This is a genomic window from Corallococcus sp. CA047B (assembly GCF_003612065.1).
GTDB lineage: Bacteria > Myxococcota > Myxococcia > Myxococcales > Myxococcaceae > Corallococcus > Corallococcus praedator.
Window position 1 is genome coordinate 1 of the sequence record NZ_RAWD01000457.1, and the last position, 5,976, is coordinate 5,976.

The window sequence follows — 5,976 nt, forward strand, 5'->3', positions numbered from 1 at the left end:
CCTCCCACCCGGTCCGCCGGCCACACCCACATCAGGGCTTATTCTACAAATCCAGGAATATCTTGAGTCAGCCTTGCCCCACCGGCTACAGCCTCGGGCTCCCCCTGGCCCCGAGGAGGCCGGCGCCGTCGCTGCCTGACTCCCGCGGCCCACCCCGAGGTGCGAGATGAAGCTCCGATTGAGCGTGCTGCTGGTGCCCGCGCTGCTGGCCGTCGGCTGTGGTCCCCTGGAAGGCGACGAGGTCCCGGCGCCCGTGGTCGATGAGCTGACCGGGCAGGTGCTCCAGGAGGCGACGACGAAGTACGACATGCACCGGCTGCTGGAGGACTCGGACGTCACCGGTGGGACGGCCATCACCCCGGCGCAGGTGCAGCAGTTCCTGCAACAGCAGGGCTCGTACCTGGCGGGCTACACGGATCCGGGCTACGGCAAGTCAGCGGCGACGCTCATCGTGGAGCGCTCGCGCGCGTCCAACATCAACCCGCTGTACATGCTGGCGCGCATCCAGGGTGAGTCCAGCCTCATCCAGAGTGGCACGTCCACCAACCTGAGCAAGGCGACGGGCTGTGGCTGTCCGGACTCCAGCGGCTGTGACGCGCAATACGTGGGCTTCGGCAAGCAGGTGGAGTGCGCCGCGAAGAAGATGCGCGGCTACCTCACCGACCTGGAGGCGGGCCGCGCCACCATCTCCGGCTGGAAGGTGGGGTTGCAGAAGTCCACGTTGGATCCGTGCTCGGTGAAGCCCGTCAACATGGCCACCGCGGCGCTCTACACGTACACGCCCTGGGTGGGCGCGTACGCCACCCAGTGTGGCAAGACGACCGTGGGCGGCTCGTCGCTGATGGCCTCCATCTACAACCGCTACAAGACGGCCTACGCGTGGCCCACGAGCGCGGCCGGCTGCTACTCCGGCACGGTGGACGCCACGGTGCCGGAAGCGTCGTGCGTGCAGAGCTCGTCGGACGCGCTGTGGCGCCAGTGCCTGTCGGGCACCTTCACCGCGGGCGGCACGGTGAAGCCGTCCAACTGCAACGTGTCCTTCCCCTATTGCCAGTCCACGCGCCTGGGCCAGGGCGTGCCCACGCGCACCTGCGTGCAGACCTCCAGCACCGTGTGGCAGCAGTGCGGCGCGGAGGGCGTGTGGCAGAGCTCGCCCGGCGCGGGCACCACGGGCGTGGGGCCGCTGGGCGCCTGCTACGCCGTCTACGCGCTGTAGCGAAAGCGCCTGAAGCCGCGGCCCGGGCGGACGTCGTCGCCCGGGCGCGCGGTCAGTACTCCTTGGTCCAGATGAGGTCCAGGCCGCCGGAGCGCGCGTCGCCGTACTGACCTTCCAGGCTCCAGCGCGGGCTGAACAGGTACTGGAAGCGCACGGCGTTGGCGTTCTCCCCCTTCTGGAGGTTCGCGCCCACGCGGCCGGTGTAGCCCACGTAGATTTTGTCCGTCACGTAGGTGCCCACCTCCAGCTTGGTGCCGGCGATGCCGCTGTCACCCGCTTCGATGGAGAGCACGTCCAGGGGCAGCTTCGCGGCGATGGCCTTGCGCGCCTCGTTGGCGACGAACGAGCCCACCACCGACGCCGCCTGCGCGCCCGCGTTCATCGACGCGCCCGAGCCGCGCTCCAGCGTGCGCCGGCCGGTGGCGAGCAGCGTATAGATTTCCGACTCCGGCAGGGCCGGGTCGCTGCTCGTCTTGAGGGTGATCTCCTTGCCCTGGCCGCGCACGGTGACGAAGACGGTGACGGCCGCGTTGTCGTTGCGGTGCTCGGCGGTGACGTTGATGTACGGCGAGAGGACGGGGCCGGTGAAGCGCACCTGACTGTCGCGCTGCACGTCGAAGCGGCGGCCCAGCACGTCCACGCGGCCCAGCAGCACCATCACCTCGCCGAACATGCGCGCTTCGTTGGCGTACTCGACGCGGAAGCCCTCGGACAGGCCCAGCTGGATGTTGAGGTCCGTGCCGCGCACCCACAGGTTGCGGGGCGCGTTGATGTTCACCCAGAACTGGCGCTGCGGCGGTCCCTCGTCCTCTTCTTCGCCCTCCGCGAGTTCGGCCTCGGTCGGCTCGGTGGACGGCCCACCCGCGCCGCCCACGGCGGTGCCCGGCTCCGGGGGATTGCCCTTCGTGCCGGGGGCCGCGTCCGGCGCCTTGCGCGGGTCGCCGCTCGCCGCCACCTGTGTGGGCGTCTGCTTCGGCTTCTTGCGCTTGTCCACCGGCACGCCGTTGCGCACCATCACCACGTCGACGGGGCGCTCCAGCGGTTGCAGGTCCTTGCGCTTGGCCTCCGGCAGTTCGACGTGGGCCTCCGGGATGCTCAGGTCGTTGATGTTCACCAGCCGGTCCGTGAGGCTGCCCTTCATGGACAGGTTCAGCGTCAGGAGGGCCATGAGCTGATCCTCCACCACGATGGGCAGGTTCTTGGTGTGGCCCTTGCCCTCCAGCACGAACTCGCCGCTCTTGCCCTGGCGGACCGCGTTGGCTGTCAGCTCCAGCGACCCGCCGCCCGACTTCGCGGTGAGCTGCTTCAAGTCGATTCGCTCCTGCGACGCGTTCAGCGCGAGCTGGATGTCGTGGAACTCGCCAAAGCCCATCAGCCCCAGCTTGCCGTCCTTCCAGTTCAGGTCGCCCTTGAAGGTGGGCGCGCCCACGGTGCCACCCAGGTTCGCATCCGCCTGCATGATGCCGCCCAGCGTGCGCACGTACGGGGAGATGCCGGACAGGAACGACGGGTCGAAGGCGCGAGCGCGCAGCGCCAGCTCCACCGGCGCGCGGTCCACCTTCTTCGCCGGCCCCTGCTCGGACTGGAACGCGGGCAGCGACAGGTCCAGGCCCAGCGTGCCGCCCAGCGTCAGCGAGCCGCCTCCGGGCGCGGTGAGCATCGCGTCGAAGAGGGACTTCGCGCCGGAGTAGGCATACGTCAGCCGCGCCTGGCCCAGCGCCGTCTGCGCCACGCCCAGGTTCTGCATGCCCGCGCTCAATTCGATTTCGGGCGCCTCCGGCGTTCCGCGCGCGGCGATCTCCATGGACAGCACGCCCTGCGGCCCCTTGTTGCCCATGTTCGGCTGCGCCATGCCGGGAATCTCATTGAGGGGCACCGGACCCACGCGGCCCTTCATGCGGAAGGGGACGCGGCTGACCACCTCGCGGTCCTGGAGCGCGGCCAGGGGCGCCAGCACGCGCGCCTCCAGCATCGCCAGCGGTCCGTTGGGGCGCTGCACGTCCAGCGTCAGCTTCACGTCCTTCTCACCGGCCAGCGCCAGCGCGGAGCCGTTGAGCTTCGGCAGGCCGTTGGCGGTGACCGCGCGGGCCTGCACCTCCACCCGGCCCAGCGGCGCCAGCGCGCTGCCATTCACATCCGCCTTCAGCGTCACCGTGCCGTCCGGCTTGTCCACGCCCTCCATGCCCTGGAGCAGCGTCAGGGGCAGCTCCGCCACCAGCGCTTCCAGGCGCAGCGGCGCCTCCAGCGCCTGCGCGGGGGTGGGCGGCTTCGCGATGACGCCGCCCAGCGTGAAGGGCGTCTTCAGCGCGACGTACGCCTGCGGGGCCAGGCCCTTCACGTCCAGGCGCGCGCCCAGGGTCGCGTCGTTCGGGTCGGAGCTGGCGCGCAAATCAAAGCCGAACGCCTGCGCGAAGAGGGCCTCCGGGCGGCCCGGGTAGCGCAGCTCGCTGCCGCTCAGCAGCAGGTCCAGGCGAGGGTCCTTCGCGGAGCCGTTCACCACCAGCTTGCCCGTCATCTGGCCGCTGGGCCCCGGGGGCTGCCCGGCGAGCTTCAGCACCTCCGCGACGTCCAGCTTCTCCAGGTTCACCGTCACGGACAGGGGCTCGTTGCGGCGGCGCAGCACGCCCTGCACCGGCACGTCGAACTGGGAGGACACCTGGGCCGCGCTCAGGCCGGCGGACAGCGTGCCGGTGGCGCGGTCCTTCACGTACTGCGCCTTCAGCGCGAGCCCCAGGCCCTGGTAGCCGCGCGCCCGGCCGTCCGCCCAGGTGAGGTCCACGTCCGCGTCCGGCCGCGCCATGCGCCCCTTCGCCGCGACGTGGCCGGACAGCGTGCCGCCCAGGCCCAGCGACTCCGGCACCGCGATGCGCGGCAGCTTCGACAAATCAAAGGCGCCCAGGTCGATGCGCGCGTCGATGCGCTCACCGTCCTTCACCGCCGCCACCTTCAGCGTCTGCGCCTCCGACGCCAGCTGGAGCGGCGGCGACAGCGCGATGCGCCCTCCGCTGAACGCCAGATGCGTGGGCTGCTGGAGCGTCCAGGTGGCCTCCGGCCACGACAGCGAGAAGGCGCGCATCGCGAGCCCCTCGTTGTCCGCGTCCACCGTGCCCTCCACGCCCAGGGCCAGCTGCGCATCGCCTTCCACACGCACGCTGGCCTTCAACTCCCGCTGCTCGTCCGTGGTGAGCGCGACGGACAGGTCGCGGAAGCTGCGCCCGCCGGTCTTCAATTCGCTGATGAGCACGGTGGCGTCGGTGGTGAGCGGCCGGCTGACGTCCGGGACGCTGGCCTTGAGCGACAGGTCCTTGATGGCGATGTCGCCGTAGCCCAGCGTGACGAAGTTGCCGTCCACCTTCACGGCGGGCGTGGTCGGCGGACCCTGCACCTGCAGCTCCAGCGAACCGCTGCCGGACAGCGGCGGCACGGTGCCCCCGGGCAGCAGCTTGTCCAGCGCCTGCGACAAGAGCTTCAGGTCGCCCGCGGACAGGCTGCCGCGCGCCTCCAACGACTTCGCGGTGCCTTCACCCGACGCGATGAACGCCGCGCCCGGCATCATCACGCGCAGGTTGCCCACCTGATAGTGGCCGTCCTTCGCGCTGGCCTTCATCTCGATGGGACCCACCGACTGACCCCGGTACTCGGACGGGGACACGGTGAGGGCCACGTCGCCATCCAGCGTCTCCACGCTGTCGCCACCGCCATGCGCGATGAGGTCCGCGGCGATGTTCGTGGGGATGCCGTTCTCCATCAGCTCCGCCAGGTTCACCCCGCGCGCCTTCACGGTGGTCTCCTGCGTGCGGAAGGTCTTGAGGTTCGCGTCGCCCGCCACGTCCAGCGTGGCCTTGCCCGCGGTCGCGCCCAGCTTCGCCGTCGCGAGGTCGCCGTCCATGGACGCGGTGCCCTTCGCCTCGATGGGCACGATGAGCGGGTACGCGGGCACGAACGCCTTCACCGGCTCCGGCGGCACGTACAGCCGCCGCAGCTCCACCGACGCGGCCGTGGCCCCGGACTGCTTCGCGCCCAGGTCCGCCTCCACGCCCGCGAGCCCCAACTGCGCGTCCACGGTGCGCACCAACTGCTTGCCGGAGCCCTTGAGCACCAGCCGCACCGGCCCGGTGAGCGGACGGGTGAGGCCGCCCGTGGCCTGCAGGTCCGCCGCGAAGTCCTGCGACGCCAGCGCGTAGCTGCCCTCGCCCTTCGCGCCGAACTCCTCCAGGCGCACCTGCCGCTCGCCGCCGTCGGGCAGCTCCTGCTGGAAGTCCACGTAGCCGTGGCTGAGCTCGAAGTCCTTCAGGTGGATGACGAGCTTGCTGGTGCTCTCGGTGGGAGGCTCCTCCGGCTTGGGCTCCCGGGGCTCCAGCGCGCGCATCAGGTTGAGGCCGCGCTCGTCCTGCACCAGGTACAGGCGGGGCGTCTCGATGCGCACCTTCGTCAGTTGCACGGACTGGCCCAGGAGCGGCGACAGGTGGAGCCGCGCCTCCACGCGGGCAATCTCCGCCGCCAGGTCCCCTTCAGGCGTGTAGATCTTGATGCCGGTGAGGACCGCGCCGTTGAGGTCCAGGTCGAAGCTGGCCAGCTCCAGGCGGCCCGCCAACTGCTTGTTCGCCAGGTCGACGCCGAAGCGCGCGATGCGCGCCGAACCGCCCGCGCTGGTGGCGTAGACGAGCGCGCCCACCACCAACAGGACGATGAGGCCGAGGAAGCCCAGCATGCCCCACAGCAACCTCCGACCCCAGCGCTTGCGCCGGTGGGGCGGGGCG

General features: G+C 70.9%; 2 protein-coding genes. One reads left to right on the forward strand and one right to left on the reverse strand.

The features are described 5' to 3' along the window. The first annotated feature begins 166 nt into the window (after nt 1–166). A complete protein-coding gene (locus tag D7X74_RS38710; RefSeq protein ID WP_120537974.1) occupies nt 167–1,216 on the forward strand; it encodes a hypothetical protein in 1,050 nt (349 codons plus the stop codon). 52 nt (nt 1,217–1,268) lie between these two features. On the opposite strand, the gene D7X74_RS38715 is transcribed toward D7X74_RS38710, so the two are convergent. Next, nucleotides 1,269–5,976 (reverse strand): translocation/assembly module TamB (locus D7X74_RS38715; protein WP_233602438.1); only part of this gene is annotated, 4,708 nt, incomplete at its 5' end.